Genomic DNA, 19166 nt, shown 5'->3' with positions numbered 1-19166 from the left:
TTTCCCGGCCTCTCGCCGTTATTGGGCCAGGCCCAGGTGTCCGGCAATCTCCTGATACAGGGTCTGGTAGTTGTCGTCGAAGTGGTGGGAGCCCGGCAGGGTCACCGTCGTCACGTTCGGCTGCTGCAAGCGCGGACAGAGTTTGACCGGGGAGTCATCCTCCGCCCCCTGCACGCAGAGCAGCGGCAGAGTCTGAATGCGTGTCACCTCCGGCAGGGTGGGATAGCTGCCCCCCTTGTCGTGCACCACCATGTCGCTGACGTGGATTTCGAAATCCGACGCCGTCGAGGGGGAGAGCATCACGGCCCCCGCCAGGCTGCCGCGATAGGCTGGCGGCAGACGATTGATGACGAAGGGCACTATCTCGGCACCAAAGGAGAAACCCACCAGCAACCAGCGCTGGCGCCCCCAACGGGACTGGTACTCGGTGAGGATGCGCACCAGATCCGCCGTCGCCTGCTCCGGCGTCTTCTTCTTCCAGTAATAGGAGAGCGAGCTCCAGCCCACCACCGGCATGCCGTGGGCCTGCAACTGGGCGCTGAGCCCCTTGTCCAGCGCCGCCCAGCCGCCATCCCCGCTCATGAAAACCACCATGGGGGCAGACGAGGCTTGCGCCACCGGCAACTCCACCAGCCCCAGCTCCGCACCGACCCGGCCCGGCTGGGCGGCCACTGCCGGCAAGGTGAACGAAGAGACGAAACAGCAAATCAACAGCAACAACATGGCTCTCATGGGCCAACTCCTATTTTTTCATGAGCCCGAAGGGGCCGCGACTGATGAGGGAGACGAGATGGGTCAAGGTGCGGGGCAGCACCAGATGGCCGGTACAGAGCAGGTAGCGGGGCTCCCACCTTGGGCCGAACTTCTCCTTGTAACGCCGCAATCCCTGGAAGTTGTAGAAACGGCTGCCCCGGGTGAACAGGGTGTTGCCAAGGCGGGCCCAGTAACCGCCGAGGGGGTTGTCGTTGAAGCCCGACATGGGGGCCATCCCCAGGTTGAAGCTGGCATAACCCTCCTGCTTGCCCCACAGCAGGAGCTCGACAAACAGGAAATCCATGACAGGCGCCGCCCCTGTGTCGAGGCTGTAGCGCATCAGATCGATGGAGAGGCTCTCCTTGTTGTCGCTGGTCCATAGGTTGGCAAACCCGACGATCTGCCCCTCCCGCCGCACCAGCGCCATCGGGTTGAGGGTGAGGTAGGCGGGATCGAAACTGCCCACGGAGAAGCCCTTCTCCCTGCCCTGCTTGCTGTGCAGCCAGCTGTCGGAGATCCCCTTCAACTCGGGCAGCAGGGGGGCAATCTCACCGGGGGCCACCACCTCGAAGCGCAGCCCTTCCCGCTTGCCCTTGGCGTGACTCTGGCGCAGGTTGCGCAGGCGACTGCCGGCGAGATCGAAGCTCGGCAGATCCACGATGGCCTCCTCCCCCAGCTTGAAGGGGATGAGCCCGAGATCCAGATAGACAGGCAGATAACGGGCCGACACCTGGTAGAAGACAGGGCTGACGTCGTGCTCGTCACAGCGCTCGCGAAACTGCCAGAGCAGCTCCTCCACCAGAGAGGGCTGACCGACGGGATCCCCCATCACTATCCAGCTACTGCCCTCGGCCCCGTACATGAGTAAGGCCTCGCCGCTGGGGTGGAACAGCAGGGACTTGTCCCCGAGCTGGGCCAGGTAGCCGTGGCCTCCCCCTGCCCGCATCACCAGCCCATGGGCACGGGAGAGCGCCTCGGCATCCGGCTTGCCGACGGGCAGGCGCAAGGGGGCCAGCAGATGGGCCACCCCGACCACCGCCAGCACGCCGATGACGCTCCCCATGGCGCGCAGGGCACGGGAGGCGGCCCCGGGCCCGTGGGCCGAGACGTGCAGCCAGAGGGAGGGGTCGTACTCCACATGGCGGTAGGAGAAGAGCAGCAACCACAAGGCCCCCAGCAGCACGGCCCCCACCGACATCAGCCAGGAAGGGGTGAACCGGGCGTGAAGCAGGGAACCCTTGCGATAAAAGAGAGGGCGGCAGGGGGTGATGATGAGCAAGAAGCCCCCGAGCAGCAGGGCGGACTCCCAGTCAAACCCCTTGAACAGGGAGAACAGCATGCCAAGCCCCAACAGCCACTGGGTGATCCTGAATGCCCCGTCATGACGGCGGTAGAGGCTGTGGGCCAGCAACAGCAGCAACACGCCGCTGACGCTGCCGAGCACATGGGAGAGCTCCAGCAGGTGCAGGGGCAACACCTCCAGGAAGGCTTCGATCCGCCCCCTCATAGTCGGGATCATCCCGGAGCAGAGCAGCAGGGTGCCCGCCGCGAAGGTACCCATGCTCACCAGGGCGGGCACGAACTCCCGGGTCGCCATCATCACCCCCTGCAGCCGGTGCAGGCGGGCCCGCTGTTGCAGCAGCTCCTGACCTGCGAACAGCAGCAGGGCACAGAGGAAGGGCAGGAAGTAGTAGACGCAGCGGTAGATAAGCAGGGAGGCGAGCAGCTTGTCCACCGGCAGATAGTGGGTGAGCAGCAGGCTCATGCTCGCCTCGAAGACCCCGATGCCCCCCGGCACATGGGCCAGCACCCCGAGCAGGCTGGAGAGCACGAAGGCACTGAGCAGCACCGGATAGGGCACGCTGCCCGATGGCAGCAGCACATAGAGCACGGCGGCGGCGGCCATCCAGTCGAGCAGGGCGATGAGCAGTTGCAGCAGGCGGTATCTGATGCGCGGCAGGAACAGCGGGTGTCCGCGCCAGACCAGGGCTGTCCCCGGCCACACCAGATACGCCAACACCGTCAGCAGGGCCAGGCCCCCCGCCAGTTGCAACAACCCGGTCGCCCAGCGGGGCCAGTCCACCAGCAGGGCCGCCCCCTGCCCCAGCAGCAGGGCACTGCCCCCCCAGCCCAGCAGACCGAGGAAGAAGGTGATGGAGCAAAAGAGAATTACCCTGGCCACCTCCCCGGTGCCAAGCCCCAGGGAGGAGTAGAGCCGGTAGCGTACCGAGGAGCCGGTGAGCAGCGCAAAGCCCAGGGTGTTGGAGAAGGTGTAGGCGATGAAGGAGGTCATCCCCACCTGCTGCCAGGGCAGGCGTTTGTCCAGCACCTTCAGTGCCAGCAGATCATAGCAGCAGAGGCAGCCATAGCTGAGCAGGGTGAGCAGCAGGGCGCCCCCCAACTGCGGCAAGGGTTGTGACCAGATGGCCTGGCGGATGTCGTGCCAGTGCCACAGGTGGGTCAAATGATAGAGGACGGTCAAGGCCGCCCCCAGCAGCAGCAGGCTGCACAGGGGGCCTATCCAGATCAACAGCTGACGCCGCATTCAAGATTCCTGTCAAAAAGCGTGGAGAAAGAGAGCCTCCGAAAGCGGGCGGACAAGGCGCCCTCCCGGAGTGACTCCCCCACAGGCGGCGCGTGACGCCGCACGTTCACGGGGGCAATCCTATGATTTACCAGGCCCTGCCCGCTCGCCACTTTTCTTCTGTAACCTTATGTACAGGCAGACAAAACATCCCCGTCCGGGATAGAGGCAGGAGACGCCATGACACCCTCCCCCCTGATAAGACGCTTCCCCCAAAACGCCCTGGGGCGCGATCTGGCCGTCGGCGACATCCACGGCCACTTCGCCCTGTTGCAGCAGGCCCTCGACACCCTGGATTTTGATCCCGCCCGGGACCGTCTCTTCAGCGTCGGGGATCTGGCGGATCGCGGGCCCGAGTGCAGCGAGGTGATCCACTGGCTGGCCAGACCCTGGTTTCACCCGGTCTGCGGCAATCACGACGACTACGTCTGCCGTTACGAGAGCTGCGATCGGGAGAACTGGATCCGAAACGGCGGCGGCTGGTTTCAGCACCTGACCCCTGCCGAGCAGGCGGCGTTCGCCGTCCACTACCGCAGCCTGCCCCTGGTCATCGAGGTGGCCACCCCGGCCGGTCCGGTCGGGCTGCTTCACGCCGATTGTCCCTTCTCCTCCTGGCAGGGGCTGCTGGACCAACTCGATGCCGGGGTGAGCGGCGGACGGCTTCGGGCCATCAAGAACGTCTGCCTCTGGTCAAGGCGCCGTATCGAACGGCTGGACGAGAGCGGGGTCGCGGATCTCGCCGCCCTGGTGGTGGGCCACACCCCGGTGAGGGAGCCGGTGCGCCTTGGCAACGTCCACTACATCGACACCGGCGGCTGGTATCCCGAGGAGGGCGGCTACTTCACCCTGCTGGACCTCAATACCCTGACCCCTCACTTTCCCCTGCCCTGAGCCGGACCGATGGGATGACCAGGCTCACGGACAACGCCCACTGCCCATTAAAGCGCCAGGCGAACGCCCCGGACTTCGCTCTGCCAGCGCGATGGTTTACCATGCAGGCAATTGCGGTGCATGGCACCCCCACCCAGGCGCCAGGCGCCGCCGTCATCGGACACTCCTTTCGAGCAACATGAGCACATCAGCGCACCCGGCCAGCGGGCCCACGTTCTATTTCCACGTTTTGCAATATGCCTTTCTTAATATCCTGATTTATAAAGGTTTATGGCTCTAACGCTGATGATAGTGGTACACAATTGGGACGTGGTGAAATTTGAAGGGCATTGCTACAGATAGTAACAGTCTTCGTCCGAGCAACTTAACCGACAGAACTTCACCCGTTTTTGCCGTAATAGAGCCAAGCCAGACCAGTCCAGCTGTTTCATATTTGAAACACAACATGCAGAAGTTCGTGGACATAAACTGCAGAAGTTCATTTTCCTGTTATATTTAAATCACTTGCTGCAGAATTCAAACAACCTCATCCGAGCCTGTAGGGCTCATCCATGTAGAAAGCACCAACTAACAGACCATAGACCAGCCGTACTAGTTCATCCCGCTCCAGCAATACGGCAAGCAATATCTCACCGCTCGCCAGATCGTCACCATGCCAGAAGCACCAGAGGGCTGCTTCTACCACATCCAGCCAGCTGGCATGGCCCAGCTGATTGCATGACTGGCGCCGTCAGCTACCACGTATAACCACACCGGTATTCGAGGATATGGCCCCACGCACACGCAGCTCCATCACGCTTAGCGTGAGTCCATCCAGCTTGGCCTGACGACCCCCCCCTCCCCGCAGCAATTTGTCAAGCAACAGCGCCAACAAGCGAAATACATCCTGATCTTCAAAGCAGGCATACTTCCCCAGCAAGTCGACAGCACTGGTTGTATGGAGATGGTTTTCACCTGACAGTTTAATGCGCACCGTTGCCCAGATAGCTCAGTTGGTAGAGCAGGGGATTGAAAATCCTCATAACAGTTTCCATACCACAGCTCTGGATAGCACGTCCTACAAGGCTTCGCTTTCAATGCGAGGCCTTTTTGTTATGCGTCTCTGGTCAATCTCTGGCAAGGTAGCTCACCGAGCTCGGGATTAATAATCCCCGGACCTCTGTCCACTGCTTCATCTGACAGATAGCAAAATCCGCCCCCCCTCCCCTGTAATGACCCCCGCCTCCTACGAACAACGCGTGCCCTCCCAGCCAACTCTTGCACGATACCGGTTGTGTCGTGAGCCGAATCCCCGTTATTATCGGCTCACCATGTGAGCCAAATACGCATCCAATTTGGCTCGCATACTGAGCCAAATATGCATTCGATTCGGCTCATCGGTGACGTGACCTGTAACAATAAGGGGATGGGCAAGCAGATGACTGAGGATTGGATCTGGCACCATGAGGGCTGGCCACACTTTTGCTGGCAAGATGAACCGCTACAGCCACGGCTGCGCACCGCGCAACGCAATCTGGGGATCCTCCTCGGCACTCATTCCGCTCACGGTTCTACGCAAACACAACAAGCCCAGGCGCTCGATACCCTGCTGGCGAATATCCTCGCCTCATCGGCCATTGAAGATGAACGGCTCAATGCCCAATCGGTGCGCTCATCGCTGGCCCGTCGCCTCGGCGTATCCGAAGAACAGCCCTACCCCATCTCGGATCGCTCCGAAGGCCTGGCAGCCATGATGCTCGATGCCATCGACAATCGACATCAGCTGCTCACGCTGGAGCGCCTGTTGCAATGGCATCACTGGCTGTTTCCTGCCGACGACTGGACATTACAGCGTGTGCGGGTGGGTCAGCTACGCGGTGAAGAGCCGATGCAGGTAGTATCCGGGCGACTGGATCGGCCCACTGTGCATTTCGAGGCCCCGCCACGCCAGGGTCTGGAGCAGGCACTCGCCTGCTTTATCGACTGGTTCAATGCCAGCCTGAACGACCCCAGCCAGGATCCACTGCTGCGCGCCGCCATCTGCCACCTGTGGTTTGTCACCCTGCACCCCTTTGATGATGGTAATGGTCGTATCACCCGTGCCCTCACCGATCTGGCGCTCTCTCAGGCCGACAGCCAGAGCATCCGCCTTTATGCCATGTCGGTGGCGATCCTCGAACAGCGAGCCGATTACTATCGTGTGCTAGAACAAACCCAGAAAGGCGGACTGGATATCACGGCCTGGCTGATCTGGTTTTTAGATACGCTCAACGCCACGTTGGAGCAGGCTCAACAAGCGATCACCCGCACCTTGGCCAAGAGCCGTTTCTGGCAGCAACACGGCGGCGAGCCGCTGAGTGCCGAGCAAATCAAGGTGTTGAACAGGATGCTGGACGGCGGCGAGAACGGCTTTTTGCAGGGTATCAGCGCCAGCCAGTATCAGAAGGTGGCCAAGGTCAGTAAAGCCACCGCGACCCGCCATCTGGCCGACTTGTTAGAGAAAGGCTGCCTTGAAAAAATGCCTGGGGGCGGTAGAAATACCCGTTATCAGATCAAGGTGACGCCGTAAGAGTAGTGATTTTGGTCAATGTGCATGTTCTAAACCGAAGATTATCAGGGCATTACGGGTGACTGACAGGGGAGCAAATCGTCGTGATCCGGTCTTTCCGCGCAACCAAGCGTAATCTGTATTTTGGTTAAACTGTGCGCTAGCACTGTGTAATCCACAATCTCACTGCAACAGCCTGCACCATGGCAAGCGTCGGTAACACATCAGCTGAATGCTTAAACCCGGGCCCCATCCGCTAAAAAGATCAACGGTCTGATATAGAGAGTCCGCGCAGATCTACTGAGGTAGATACATGAATTACAGCATCAATGATTTCGGCAATTCTGCTTCCAGACTTGCCGGTAACTCGCAAGCCCAACTCCAGTGAATATTCGAATGACCATCTATTCATGTTCGCCGACCCAACATAAGCTGCCTGGGCGTCAACCAACACCACCTTGGCGTGGAATGTTTCATAGCCAGCCGTATCGGCACGGCCTAGTCTGAAGTTGTAACACCGAACACCCAAGGTGTTTAGTTGTTCGGCGACTTTTTCCAAGCCTACAGGCAGGCCGCTGTCGGAGCCACTTCGAATAATCAGCTCACGCCTCACATCTGGGCGTGTATTGGCGAAAAGGCTGGCGATGATGTCAGCACCGGTATCATCAACAAACGGGGTCATGATGGCAAAACGCTGGGTGGCCTGCTCCGCCATCATCGGTAATAGGTCTCTAGTATTGATAAGGCCCCAGTCGCCCCGAAGAGTGTTATCCAGTGCCTGAGCTACCCGGCTGGAGCCGGCTGGCTTGGTTAGCACCACATCAACCTCGTCGTTCGCGGTATGTACTTCCGAACGATAGACCTCGACGGCAAATAACATGGAGGCGAGCTCAGCAAGTCGTTTCGGCTCGTGCAGCGACCAAGTCAGACCGGAACTGCGTTCGATCAAGCCGACGCGCTGCGCCGAGACAAGAAAGGCTTCCACTTCCGCGCTGTTGGATTGGGAGAGCCCCGACATCGTGCACACATTCCTCAGATTTACCGTTCCCCCCAGGCGTCCGTCGGCAACCGCTGCACAGATTGGAGCGCCGACTCGACTATGTGGAGCCAAAGCCACCAAAAAATCCGTGTACTCAGTAAGCCGAACCGCCATTGGTTACCTCAAAGAAACCTGGAATCCGTTGGGCCTTATGCGTTAGGTCTTCGCGTGGCGCGAGCCCACCCCGAAGCACGGCACGAGAAAGCAGTTGATTCTGGGCGATACATGTCGTCTCCGGCACCATGATGCAGTCTGGGCACGCGCCGCCGTGGAAGTCGCACAAACTGCCGGAGTTGCAACGATGTGAGGCTGGCTCAAGGAGTAGGGAGAGGAATCGGTTGTTCTCGTTACGCCACAGCGATGAAAGATTACCCAAGTCCATTGTGGTGCCGTTGCGATAGACCACGAACGCAAGGTCGGCCGGAAACAGGTATTCGCCAAGTGAGCCCACATCCAGACCTGAGAGTTCAGCTACCGTCTTCGTGAATAGATGGGCATAGCTGTGCAACAGGGTGTAGACGTAGCGGTAGGTGCTTGCCTCCCCGGGGTGCAATGAAGAGAAGTAGCGCCCAAATGGCTCGGCGGTCTGAATCAAGGCGCCACCCAGTGCAATCTTGCCGCCAGGATTCCAATCTGGGAGATCTGTCACTCTAACCTTCTGGAGCCATGTATAGACTAGCTCCGGCTTCAACTGAATATAAATGGCTTCATTCGATTGGTTTACTACATAGATGGGGTGCTTTCTGTTTCTCAGCGACTCAAAAAGCTTCAGTCGAACAGGAACATCCTGCCCTCGCTTTTCCATCACCGGAGTGGCACTGACCCGGGTGTAGCCATGGGTGAATTTGCAAAGGTCGAACTCTCGAATCAAGCCCAGTTCGCTCATGCCCAGCATTTCCATCAGCCGGAGCGTTTCCTGTTCCTGGGCATGCTTTTCGTATTCGTCCTTGGGTGCCAAGTCATTATCCAGACGGTGAAAGCGGACAAAAGGTGCTCGTTCGCCATGCGCGGCGGTCCGACTTAGCTTGCTGCGCTTTAACGCTTCGTGTTCAACAGATAGCACGAACGGGTCATAGCGACTGGAGAATTCGAAACGGCGAGCCATCATCTCGTGAAGGACTTGCGGCAGCTCGCTCTTTACGGGAATTAGGGGCGATTCGCCCTCTTGCCAGCGCTTGACGAGCTTCTGCTGTTCGTCTGCCATTTCCTGAGCTGCCAAGTGGTCTCCCATACTCTCTAGGCGGCTCTTCCACTTGCTGAGCTTTTCATAGCTTTCCCATTCGCCCTCATGGCCGCCGCGCAGTAGAATGTCCCTCATCTCCTCTTCGGTCGGCAAGCTGCCGCCAAAGCCATACTGGCTGGCGATAAAGTTTGCCAACTCTGCTTCGTGACCTTCAGCAAGGAACGCCAATAGCCCTTGGTCCTTCTGCGAGAAGACTACAAACTGTTCGGACTGGGCGTAGAACGCAGATGAGGCCCGGTACGAAATAGGCTCCATTCGGCGCTCACCGACAGGTCTCTTGCCAGCCGTGTCCCGGAACACTTCCGTCGTGAAAGGGTCGTTCTGCAACCAAGTGGCGCGTTCCTGGTGGCCGCACTCGGCACACTGAAAAGACCATTCACCGATGCGTGGCGATTCGGTGTTGAGAAGAAAGTTCTTCTTTCCACAATGAGAGCATATTTCTCCCGCGAGCCAGGCCTTGTTTTCTTTGTCAGACCACTCCCACATTCCAGGCGTAGCCGGCTGCCATTCACCGGACCAATGCACGAAAATTACGTCGAGCTGACGCCACTGGCATTTCCGCTTATCTTTCAACTTGGAACAAGGCTTGCTCGAAATATTGTCAAAATCCTCCGCAAGTTTTGCGACAGAGTCGTAAGTGCGGAAGCATTTGCAGGTATTGCAGACGAAGGTCAGCGGCGCCGGGGCATAACCTATCTTCGATGGATTCACGAAGGCAAGCTTCGAGGCGCCCAAAAAGTCGAGGTTGTCACCCTTCAGGAGCGGCCCATCCACGCATTGCTGCGGCGAAATCGGACGGTCATACGTGCTGATAGCGTGCGCGCGAGAAAACCAACTTTGCCAAACTTCGCGTAGGCGCAGCAGTATTTGCTCCTTGGTCGCTTCATCATTATTTAGCGCCTCATCGACCACATCGGATTGGTCCGGCAGAGCAATACAGGCACCCAATCCACCCTCAAAGGTAAAAAATGAGCCAGGGGCATACGCCGTCGAGAGTTGATTGCGCGACCGGCTCATTACCGGTGTTGCGGGTTGTTTGCGTTCTTCGTCGTCAGCAAGGAAAGTACGGGACATGGTTGTTCTCACTCAGATTCGGCAACGCCATGGCGTATGAGGCTCATGACTTTCAGGACTTCGTGGGCCTGCTGGCGCTTGCCCTTCGCGTCAAGGGGGGACATGACAATCAGGCCACCCTGGTCGACGTCACGTAGCGAGGTCATCGGACATTTCGTGCTTTCTCGCTTTTGAAGTTCTTTGAAGTAACTTTGCAAGGTACCGTTGCCGTACAGTTGGCTACTCGTCCAGAATTTGAGGAGCTCGGTCGTCATCTCGTCAATCTTCTGCTTGTAGTGTTCAGTACCTGGGGGCATGAAACCATCACGCAAGCCAACAGCGAGCTCAATAAACGTGTTGATTTCGTTTGAGAATGCTGCACGGCGGTCCTTGTACTCCGAGGTGATGTTCGGGATAAATCCGTAACTTGGAGCATCCTTCTTCTCGTCGTCCGAAAGTTCGATAACTTTGCGAGTGGGCAGCACCCCGAGCAGATACGCTTGGAAAAGACTTGGGAAGACGCGCTCGATGGCTTTCTCAGCCCAGCGGTCGATGGCCGCTGGCTGCACCATCCGTTCAAGGAAGCGGTGGAAAATGTCGAAGACCTCGACAATGTAGCGGTCACGACGACGCTGAGGCGTCGGTACCAGTACGACAAAACCAATATGCGTCCGGCCAACGCGTGATGAGGCCTGAATGTACTCTGCTATGTCAGAGGGCATGCCCGCAAAGAACATCGAGTTGAACTCTTCGACGTCGACACCGTGCGAGATGGCCGAGGTAGCTATAACCGAGCGTAGTACCTTGGAGAGCGGTGAAAATTCATGGCCTGGCTCATCACGCTCTTGGGCGCGTGCAACAACAGCCTGAATCTCCCCCTGCTCGACAGAGCCAGTAATCAGCTTTGTGTCCAAACCCTCAAGGGGGACGTTGCTGTTCATGTGCCGCTTGCGAGTCTCCTCCAACTCGGCTGCCATAATTTGGTCGCCCCCCTTCTTGTTCGTCACGTAGGTCAGGGCAATTCGATGGAGGTCGATAACCGTCATCAGGTCATCGAAGCTCGCATCGCGTAGCGTCTGCTGGTGCAGCGCCTGAAGCGAGCCACTGCTTACGCACTCGACCAAATAATCGCGCGCAGAAACCCGGCGGGCATCGTCTCCGTTAACCAAGTCATCGAACAACCGGCTGATACAGAGGTGGAAGGTCGACAGAATCGCCACGCTGGTCGCAGTATGTGGCCTCCCATTAGTCATGTAGGCGCAGTAGACACGCGCCTGCCGAGCACGTTGCTCTGGGTCAGGTAGCTGACAACGCTCGGCTTCTGCTGCATCCGGTTCCTGAGGTGAGGCGTAGAACGACTCATAGAGCGACGGCCCTGGATGGGGGAACTGCATTGCAGGCACTTCGCGTTGATAGAGGTGCTCGAGCTGACGCTGAGGCTCAGCGACGGTCGCTGAAGCGGCGATGACTTTTGCCCGGCGACGCTGTCCGCCCGGCGTCAGGGCGACAATGCCCGTCAGGGAGCGAGAGATATGGGTGAACACAGCATCGAGCGTGGACTCAAATAACCCAGCAAATGTACCCAGAGATTCGTCGAGGAGGTGCGCCTCATCCTGAATAATCAGACTGGGGAAAGGGTCCAGGAAGAGCTTCAAGCCATGCGGGTACGCCGGGAAGAGGGGAATGCATCCCTTGGAGTCTGGGCCGTCTTTAAGCTCCTCGCTCTTCGGAATGCGAAGGCGCTTTGTCTCCTTGTCACGCCACGGAGCGCCACCGAGCATTCCATAGATTCGGCGGATGGTGCCTTCTGCATGGCCTATGAGCGCCAGTTTATCGACTGTGCCCAGCAGCACGGACGGCGCATAGTCGTAAATGTCCTCGTCGCAGATATAGAACGGTAGCGGTTGCCAGCCATCATGATTGGCGGCGCAATCCTTATTCGAGCAGACATGAGCAATCGTTCCACCGTGCGCGGGAAAAAGTCGCAATGCCGTTTTGCTGCCGCAGAATGGGCAAGACGGAATCTTGTTCCAAGCACGCCAGGCAATGAGATATTTGGAGTCGTTATCGTGCAACACATTTTCAGTTGCCTCATCTGCCGGCGTATCTTCAATGTTCGGGATGGCGGCGACACCTTTTTCACTGTGGCGGTTTGGTGAGCCACCACTTCCCACCCAGAAGCCGATGGAAAGTGGGTCACCACCATAGTTGTACTGGCGACGCACAAGCTCCGCCTGCGCAAGCACCTTGGCACAGCGCTGTGCTTGCTGAATGGTCAGGAGTCGAAGGGGATAGCGCAGCATGGCGGTCACGCCCGTGTGCTTTCTGCGTAGCCGGTCGAACAGAAGGTTGAACACCAAGAGGCCAAAGAAAGCTTCTGATTTGCCGCCACCGGTTGCGAAGTACAGGAGCGTCACCGTGTCATCGCGGTTGGCGACATAGTGACCTTTGAACTCCGGCATCCGGGAAGCCAGCGCCGGTATGTTTGCTACGATAAATGCGAGCTGGAAGAGGCGCCATTGCCCAGTATCGGTCTTAAATCGCTGCTTCATGAAGTTGGCCATGGCCTCGTTCATCGCAAGCCATGCTTCGAAGACGACGGCTCTTGGGTCCTTCTGCGAGCCGCGTGCTGACCAAACAGCTGCAGACTCTTGGAGGATAGCGATCCCCGCCTCAATCGCGTTTTTCTCGTCTTTCCAGCGCAGAAGGTCTTCTTGAAATTTCTGTTTTTCCGCCGCAATGGCATCCACATTTTTCGGGTCGATACCTTCGGCCGTATCAATTCGGCCGAGCAATCCATCTAGCCAGGCCTGCATTTCCTCAATAATAGGAGCGAGGCGTTTGAGGCCTTCTGGCTTGCTAAGTTCACGCACGCACCGTTCCACTTTGTTGTCGGCCGTCGGGACAATGCGCGGTTGAACGTAGCGTGGCGCCCACGTGGTACGCATATGGACGATATCGCCCACAGTCGGCTTTACCTGTTCTACGCCACCGTTATGGCCCATCGCCGGGTAGCGCAGATAGGCATTAAACCTGTAGGAAGGTGTTACCCGTTCAAGCTGCAGGTTGCGGTGTAGTAGCTTAGGCAGGGTAACGTCCAGATTTACTTGGAAAATGGCCGGATCGGTCTCATCGATCTTGGCGCGTGGCTCTTTGCTTTTGTTTTCGAGCGCGATGAATACATTCTTGCAGCTTGGGTTGAGCCAGTCCGAGACAAGCTCAATGTTCCAGCCTAGCTCAATGGTCGGCAACGGGATGGTGTTGGAACTCTTTCGGGCAAGCTCAAGAACCTCAGACCACTTCTTGTACTGACTCGGCCTGAATGTCAGGTCGCTGCGATAGGCCCAGAATGCGCCGCCCGTCTCCGGGTCAGTACTTTTCGCCCACTCCCCAAGCTGGTCGGCAATCAACTTGTTCATCAGCGCCGCATGGGTGTTCGCCAGCTCTTGGCAGCGAACAAGCGGTTCGTTCGGCGAAAAGACGAGGGGCGGGAGGTTTATTTCTAGCCGAAGCCACTTGTGTGGTGGAACCATTGGCTCGAAAAGGTCGTCATTGAGCGGAACTGCACCTTCGGCTGGAACGACCACTCCTTCTGCGGGCGGCGTATCTTCGATGCTGTTACCTTCGGTAGCATCACCTGTATCGAGCCGCAGAAGATTTTCTGGGATGCCTCGTTGGGCATACACGGCTTTGCGAATGTCTTCCCGAATAGTTCGCCATCCGGGATGTTTGGCCTTCGATGGGTAACTGTCTTTCTCCTTCTCCCAGGCATCATCCAAACGCTTCTTGATGGTCTCCTTGATGCTCTTGGTTACTTCCTTCTGGAGGCGGAACACTGCGCGGCAGCCGGGTCGCGCCAGGTCTTGCTCGTTCGGCAGCACACGGACGTATGCAGCAAACTTCGGCAGGATGGAAATGGTACCTTCCACGCCGGTCTGAACCTGGAAATTGAGGCCGTGTGAAGAAATCCAGATGGGTGAGGTCACTTCATCTGCGCCTTCGATGTTCTTTTGAGGGAGGACAAAACCAGAGTTGAGCAGCAATCGAGGACGCGCGCCATAGAGGTACTTGCCGTGCCGGCCAGCGCCACTTACCTCGGAATGAACCATCGTCAGCAACGCGTCGACCACAGCTTCTTTCAGTGTCGAGTGCAGCGTTTGCGGGTCGTTGCGAACAATAGGGTTAGGCATTGGTGGTCTCTCCAACGGGTGGGCATATGGATTCAACGGTCACGATGTTTTCCCGGGCTTTGTTGAACAGCATCTTGATGGTTTCGCGCTTGATGCCGGAATGGACCATTACGGATTCCGGCTGCAGCAGCATATGGGTGTATAGGTCGGACACATGTCGACCGTCGAGCCGGCGTGCATTGCGCACAGGCATGATGACGCGACGCCAGTAGTAGGCGACCTCGAGCTTAGAAAATCCCAGAGCATCTGCGAAGGCAGCGAAGTGTGCTTCCTTCATTGGGGCTTGAGGGCGAAGCGCATCGAACGGCGTATCTGGCGAGTCGCCGAGATTGACCCAGTGCCGCACGGACTGCTCGGCCGGAAAATCTTTGGCGAGCTTTTCGTTGACCTCCAGGATAGAGGCTCGAAGCTGCCGCACTTGGTCGGCAAGCTTGGTGCCCGGAAATTTGGTTTTCAGCGCTTTCAGAATGCTCTGATGATAGTCGCGCAGGGCCCCCTCGAATGTCTTGTCGTGCTCAATAGGGATGCCTGCTTCCTTCAGGACAACCTCTACTAGCTCACGCAATTCTGCAGTCATCACAAAGAGCTTGTCGCCGGGTTCCAGACTTTGAACCTTGCAACTGCGAAAACCGCGATCCGTAGCATCTGCACTTGCGGGGTCATACACGTAGACATCATGAGTCGAGCGTCGATGCAGCACAGCGCCGAACTCCAGACGGATACTCCACGCCTCCGGATCATTGGCATCTTCCGTCGCCTCAACCTCTGCCGATAGGTCGATTCGGAATGCAGGCAACACGAAGTCAGCATTCATCAGGAGCTGATTACCTTCTGGCAGATGCTTGAGACGATGGAGGATGGATTCCATGCGCGGCTTCCATTGCCGGAATGCTGGAAATTCTTGAACAAGCGGCTTCAGAGTGTTGCGAAGACTTTGTCCGTTGCGCTGGGTCAGGAGCAGCTCCGTATGTGCTGGGATCTGGTCATCAGTAATGACGAGCCGCAATCCGTCCTCATCCAGCCCGGAGAAGACTAGGTGAGCGCCATTCAGATGCGCGAGGGTAGTTTCGAGTTGCGATGACGAGATAAGCCGCAGGCGCTCCTGGAAGTCCCCGAATTGGATGCCTTGCGGGTAATCGCGGTAGGCAGCTAGATAGCGCTCCGCCAGACGACGATAGATGGGGCTCGTGAAGACGACTATTAGCGATTTGCGTTGCTTGCCACACACTTGGCCGACAATCTCAGCCAAGCGGTGCGCAAGCGGAGTACCTTGCTGGTAGTTCTCATAGAGCTGTGTCCCCATCTGCATGCATTTGCGCAGCTCAATTCGCTCAAAATCGGCTTCGGCTGTCATGTCGAAGGTAACGAGCTTTGCATGGAAGGAAGACCAGCTGTATGCCTCACGCGTGCGGTCACGAATTCCGCTCTCGCCAAGCCACTCCACAAGCGTAGCCACGCCGCAAGGCAAAGCAGCCAGTCGGACAAGATAGTTTGCCGCATCCCAGACGGGTTTGGCCAACTCTTGGGAATTCGGAATCTGCCCAGCCAGCCGGTAGAGTTTGTTGATGACCTTGGCGGCATCGGCATCCACCACCGAAACATCGAGTGTGCGGGGAATCGGTGCACGAATTTCAGTCTGCCCAGGGGCAACCAGCCCGTCTTCCTTGAGTGCACTTGCAATACCTGTAATAGCGTAATCGTCAGGTCTAGACCAGCGCAGTTCCTTGCGCTCATGATTCAACCGCCAGAGGTCGTTCTTCAAGGTATAAGCACTTCGTGGGTGGTCTATCACCACCAGAACCCCTGGGCGGTTTGCACCAAATACCTCTTCCAGCATTACCAGGAACCGGCACAGTGCCCCCCGCCATCCACGTGCTTCCATGCGAATTTGGCGCGTGGCATTCACGATGACAACTTCGGGGGGGCCCATCTTCTTCAGTCGGACAAGTGCCGTGCGCAACTCCTCCCTGGTTAGACGGCCATCCAGAGCGAACAAGGCGTCCGGGGCGGTTTGGGCGTTTCCCATGAACTGGCAGTTGCTGGCCAATGCTTTTTTATGGGAGCGGCGAGCGAGCTTCGCGCGGACATGCTCAAGGAGGTGAGATTCGCATGACCCCCACAAAAGGTCGCCGGGCGTTGCCAAAAAATGGGGAATAAGCTCGCCCATGGTGGGATGGATGTGATCGCCCTCAGCTGACTGTGACGCAAGAGAGAACAGAAACGCATCTTTGTCGCTGCACCTGCGCTTGAGTTTGCTTGTGTCGACGCCGCCGACTTCTGCCAACTGCCGAGCATGACGAAGCACGTCCTCGCGCCCCAGCATCAGGTGGTTGAGTGGGTAGAAGGCATTTGTCTTGGTCGGAAACACCAGACCGCGCACTCCGAGTTTGTCACCGCGCGCCCAACGTTCCAACGTAGCCAGGGCATGCACCACTGCCAGAGTTTTTGGGCACACCGGCCACATAAGGACGATGTGCCGCGTACGGTTCTGTGCTGCTGATAAATAGAGGTTAATGAGCTCGATTAAGCCAACACCAGGAGTGCTTGGAGCAGTGTCGTCTTCGCGGTAAACGCTTACGTTAGCTTCTCCGTACCAAGAAGTAATCTCGGACACTGGAGGAATACTGATATTTTTTTCAGGAGCCGTGGACACGGCATTGATAGATTCGACTAAAGTTATATTAGTTTTATTTGATTTTTTTTTTAGCAACTGCTGGAATAGGAGTGTTTTTTTCTCTTTTTCGCCCATCCGTTTCTGAGCTGCGTCAAGACGCCTCCCTTTTACTGAGAAATCCATAATCACTATGCTCCTTCTTGGTCGGGCAGACCATATGCTTTACGTACAGCAGCATCAATGTCAAGTCCTTGAGCTATTGCATTAAGAATTTTCTTGGGGTCAGGAAGCGGTAAATGCCGCAGCTCATAAGCTGAAACATTGGTTGCCCCAGAAATACACCGAAAGAGACGATCTACCGTTCTGGTTCGGAGAATCTTGGCGAGCAACTCTGGTGTAATGTCAGGATCATTTTTAACCTGCTCAAGGAAACAAACATGATTTTCGCCAACAACACCGCCAAATTCAATTAATAATTCCGTTGGCACTGCCGCACCAACAAGCCTTCTTGGCTGCTCGGTTGAGCTGACTCGCTGTAATGCGACAGCTGGCTTGCGAATTACACCAGCTGCGATAGGCTCGCCCATGTCTATGTAACGCTCGATAGATGGACCAGAAACCCTATCTAATGAGAACTCACCATTCTGACTAATATTTTTTGACCAAATCAAGGGCATTAGTGCCTTGGGGTTAATTGCCTGCTCGCGTGACACAAAACGCGGCCGTTTATCTCTGTGAAAGACAATAACCCCTATTTTAGTGCGGTAACCATAATCATCAATAGTTGCCTGAGGCTCGCTGAATAAAAAAGATAACTCTTTATCAATAGCACGCCTAGGTATTGGCCAAGGTTTTGGTTCAGTAGGAAGTTGCAGAGTTCCTGCGAAATCAACTTCCCCTTGAGATTCGAGGCAAAACACTTGGGTTACTTTTTTAGTAGCCTGCCTAGGCAGTTTTCGCCAAATGGTAATTACAGTATCCTGTTCGGCAGAAACAAATATACCACCTTTGTCATGAATAAGATCAAATTGCTCAACACTTCCCCGCTCACTTAATATTTTTCTAACAGGGGAAAAGGATTGGCCAGAAAAAAAACTCATTGGGGTTAGTACAGCACCGACACCACCGTGCTTCAGAATTTTAGTGGCAAGCCCAATAAATAAACCATATAGGTTAGGCTGTCCTTTCATTACATCGCTATATGTATTAAAGTAAGGTGACATTTCCACCTTGTTTATTTTTCGATAGGGTGGATTGCAAAGAACCACATTGAAACGCTGTTCAGTACCCTCAAATATTTTTAGGCTATCACCTTGCGAAATTTTAAACTCTGGTTCCCGCCCAACGTCCTTGATAATTGGGGCGATAGCCATTCGTAGAAATGTAGTGGTCAACCAACAAAGAAATTCATCTGTATCACAGCCATAAATATTATTTTCTAGGTGTGAGAGAATTGCTTCGCTGCTGTCTCCCCGTGATCGAAGCTTCTCAACAATTCGAATAGCCGCCGGAGCAAGAAATGCCCCGCCACCACAGGCAGGATCAATAAGTGGACCTGATTCAATTGCAATGCACCCATCAACGCTTTCCAAGAGGCGCTCTGTCAATCTCGGAGGGGTGAAATACATAGCACTGCTTTTACGTTTCTCAGCCGGAAGCAGAGCGGCGTATGCAGAGCTTAACCAGAATGCCCCAGTTATTAAGTTGGATTCGTTTAACCATTCCGCAAACTTGACAATGGAAGCATCAACGTCAAGTGCTGTTGAAACATGTTCAAGTTTCAAATCAGGATAGGATAATGACATCCAGCACGCTAGGATACTTTTAGTGATGTCTGACGGAGTCGCTCCAGCTTCCATTAAAACTTTAACGGATTTTACGAACTTTGAAAAGGTAGCACTGTTATGCGGCAACATGTTCTAACCAATGCAGATGACATTGATTTTCAATTTTATCATGATAGACATACCGATAATATCGATTTATCTGTATTTCTTGTTCTGAATTACCTTCCAGCCCCAAAACGGCTGGGAAGTGTCTAGGGAAGGTGCGAATAAGTCATATGGCACGAGAGCATTTACTGGTAACCCATTGATATTAAATGACTAAAATTTTCATTTTTTGTTCGTGGGATACTTGTTCGCACTTTCCCTTGGCATTCTGCCCCGGTGTGACAACCCGCTTTTGCTGCGCTCTGAACATCCAGTCGGCTCCTAATTTGGGATTGAGGTCTATATCGACTTCATCCTCATAAAACACCGGATTATCGGCA

At 56.1% G+C, this 19166-nt stretch carries 10 protein-coding genes and 1 pseudogene; 2 read left to right on the top strand and 9 right to left on the bottom strand.

Annotation, left to right across the window (positions count from 1 at the left end; genetic code table 11):
* Positions 1–18: 18 nt before the first annotated feature.
* Together ACNPAA_RS04755 and mprF are read right to left on the bottom strand one after the other, a co-directional pair.
* A complete protein-coding gene (locus ACNPAA_RS04755) occupies positions 19–732 on the bottom strand; it encodes an AcvB/VirJ family lysyl-phosphatidylglycerol hydrolase (RefSeq protein ID WP_010674467.1) in 714 nt (237 codons plus the stop codon).
* A 10-nt stretch (positions 733–742) separates the two neighbouring features.
* Positions 743–3298 (bottom strand): bifunctional lysylphosphatidylglycerol flippase/synthetase MprF, encoded by a 2556-nt coding sequence (mprF, locus tag ACNPAA_RS04750; RefSeq protein ID WP_010674466.1) that lies wholly within the window; start codon positions 3296–3298, stop codon positions 743–745.
* Positions 3299–3517: 219 nt separating this feature from the next.
* Between mprF and ACNPAA_RS04745 the strand changes: the two genes are divergently transcribed.
* Complete coding sequence (locus ACNPAA_RS04745) at positions 3518–4228, top strand: metallophosphoesterase (protein ID WP_010674465.1); 711 nt, start codon at positions 3518–3520, stop codon at positions 4226–4228.
* A gap of 526 nt (positions 4229–4754) precedes the next feature.
* Here ACNPAA_RS04745 and ACNPAA_RS04740 read toward each other — a convergent pair.
* A complete protein-coding gene (locus ACNPAA_RS04740; RefSeq protein WP_404834873.1) occupies positions 4755–4913 on the bottom strand; it encodes a hypothetical protein in 159 nt (52 codons plus the stop codon).
* 627 nt (positions 4914–5540) lie between these two features.
* On the opposite strand from ACNPAA_RS04740, the gene ACNPAA_RS04735 reads away from it, so the two are divergent.
* Positions 5541–6776 (top strand): Fic family protein, encoded by a 1236-nt coding sequence (locus ACNPAA_RS04735; protein ID WP_417891620.1) that lies wholly within the window; start codon positions 5541–5543, stop codon positions 6774–6776.
* Positions 6777–7020: 244 nt separating this feature from the next.
* Here the strand turns inward: ACNPAA_RS04735 and ACNPAA_RS04730 are convergent, their stop codons facing one another.
* The 6 genes and pseudogenes from ACNPAA_RS04730 to ACNPAA_RS04705 all read right to left on the bottom strand — a co-directional run.
* On the bottom strand, positions 7021–7773 hold the full coding sequence (locus ACNPAA_RS04730; RefSeq protein ID WP_319905259.1) for a phospholipase D-like domain-containing protein: 753 nt from the start codon (positions 7771–7773) through the stop codon (positions 7021–7023).
* A gap of 115 nt (positions 7774–7888) precedes the next feature.
* Positions 7889–10111, bottom strand: a complete 2223-nt coding sequence (locus ACNPAA_RS04725) for a hypothetical protein (protein ID WP_319905257.1) — start codon at positions 10109–10111, stop codon at positions 7889–7891.
* A gap of 8 nt (positions 10112–10119) precedes the next feature.
* Positions 10120–14280 carry a DEAD/DEAH box helicase gene (locus tag ACNPAA_RS04720; protein ID WP_319905255.1) on the bottom strand — a complete coding sequence of 1387 codons (4161 nt, stop codon included), beginning with the start codon at positions 14278–14280 and terminating at the stop codon, positions 10120–10122.
* Positions 14273–17077, bottom strand: a complete 2805-nt coding sequence (locus tag ACNPAA_RS04715; protein ID WP_319905254.1) for a hypothetical protein — start codon at positions 17075–17077, stop codon at positions 14273–14275. The genes ACNPAA_RS04720 and ACNPAA_RS04715 overlap by 8 nt, the downstream gene beginning before the upstream one ends.
* 5 nt (positions 17078–17082) lie before the next feature.
* Positions 17083–18810: an HsdM family class I SAM-dependent methyltransferase gene (locus tag ACNPAA_RS04710; RefSeq protein WP_319905253.1), complete on the bottom strand. Its 1728-nt coding sequence runs from the start codon at positions 18808–18810 to the stop codon at positions 17083–17085.
* A gap of 235 nt (positions 18811–19045) precedes the next feature.
* Positions 19046–19166, bottom strand: a pseudogene (locus tag ACNPAA_RS04705) (IS630 family transposase); the annotation flags it as partial.

The organism is Aeromonas sp. PS2Canimalfood6, assembly GCF_048276795.1.
Lineage (GTDB): Bacteria > Pseudomonadota > Gammaproteobacteria > Enterobacterales > Aeromonadaceae > Aeromonas > Aeromonas caviae.
The sequence above is the reverse complement of the archived record's forward strand: the minus strand, read 5'-3'. Positions and strand labels throughout refer to the sequence as shown.